Below are 1,245 nucleotides of genomic sequence, written 5' to 3'. Positions count from 1 at the left end.
ACCTTCGCCTCCAAGGTCGAGATCGACGGCGAGACCGCCAAGGTCACGCGCGAAGTCGACGGCGGCCTGCAGACGGTATCCTTGAAGCTGCCGGCCGTCGTCACCACTGACCTGCGCCTGAACCAGCCGCGCTATGCCTCGCTGCCCAACATCATGAAGGCCAAGAAGAAGCCGCTGGACGAGAAGTCGCCGGCCGATTTCGGCGCCGATGTCGCGCCGCGTCTGAAGGTGCTGAAGACCGAGGAGCCGGGCGGCCGCAAGGCTGGCGTCAAGGTCAAGGACGTCGCCGAGCTGGTGTCGAGCCTGAAGTCGGCTGGCGTCATCTGAGTTCGGAACGGAAAGAAGGAACAAAACAAAATGGCAATTCTTCTGATCGCCGAACACGACAACGAAACCCTGTCTGACCAGACAGCCAAGACGCTCGCCGCTGCCAGCAAGATCGGCGGCGACGTCGACATCCTGGTCGCCGGCAAGAGCGCAAAGGCCGCCGCCGATGCGGCTGCGAAACTCTCCGGCGTGCGCAAGGTGCTGCTGGCCGAAAGCGATGACCTCGAACAGCGCCTCGCCGAGCCGTTGGCCGCGCTCGTCGTCTCGCTCGCAGCCGATTACGACACCATCCTTGCCCCGGCCACCGCATCGGGCAAGAACGTCGCACCGCGCGTCGCCGCCCTGCTCGACGTCGCGCAAATCTCGGAAATCATCGAGGTCGTCTCCGCCGACACGTTCAAGCGCCCGATCTATGCCGGCAACGCCATTCAGACGGTGCAATCGACGGACGCCAAGAAGGTCATCACGGTCCGCACCGCCTCCTTCCAGGCGGCTGGCGAAGGCGGCTCGGCTTCAGTCGAGAGCATCGGTGCTGCCGAAAACCCTGATCTGTCGACCTTCGTCGAAAACCGCCTGTCGGAAAGCGACCGTCCGGAACTGACCTCGGCGAAGATCATCATCTCGGGCGGTCGTGCGCTGGGTTCAGCGGAGAAGTTCGAGGAGGTCATCCTGCCCGTCGCTGACAAGCTCGGTGCCGCCGTCGGCGCTTCACGGGCGGCGGTCGATGCGGGCTACGCCCCCAACGACTGGCAGGTCGGCCAGACCGGCAAGGTGGTCGCGCCTGATCTCTACATAGCGGTCGGCATTTCGGGCGCTATCCAGCATCTCGCCGGCATGAAGGACTCGAAGGTCATCGTCGCCATCAACAAGGACGAGGAAGCCCCGATCTTCCAGGTCGCGGATTACGGCCTCGTCGGC

Annotated in this window: 2 protein-coding genes; both read left to right on the top strand. The window is 64.4% G+C overall.

Features of this window, described 5'->3' with window-relative positions; all coding sequences use genetic code 11:
• Positions 1–327 (top strand): electron transfer flavoprotein subunit beta/FixA family protein (locus tag ICI42_RS23420; RefSeq protein ID WP_407945197.1); only part of this gene is annotated, 327 nt, incomplete at its 5' end.
• A 30-nt stretch (positions 328–357) separates the two neighbouring features.
• The coding region (locus ICI42_RS23415; RefSeq protein ID WP_188167022.1) for an electron transfer flavoprotein subunit alpha/FixB family protein at positions 358–1,245 on the top strand (888 nt) is incomplete at its 3' end.

Origin of the sequence: Oryzicola mucosus (genome assembly GCF_014534685.1) — a bacterium.
GTDB classification, from domain to species: Bacteria; Pseudomonadota; Alphaproteobacteria; order Rhizobiales; family Rhizobiaceae; genus Oryzicola; species Oryzicola mucosus.
Note: the sequence above shows the minus strand (reverse complement) of the source record. Positions and strands in the feature narration are given on the sequence as shown.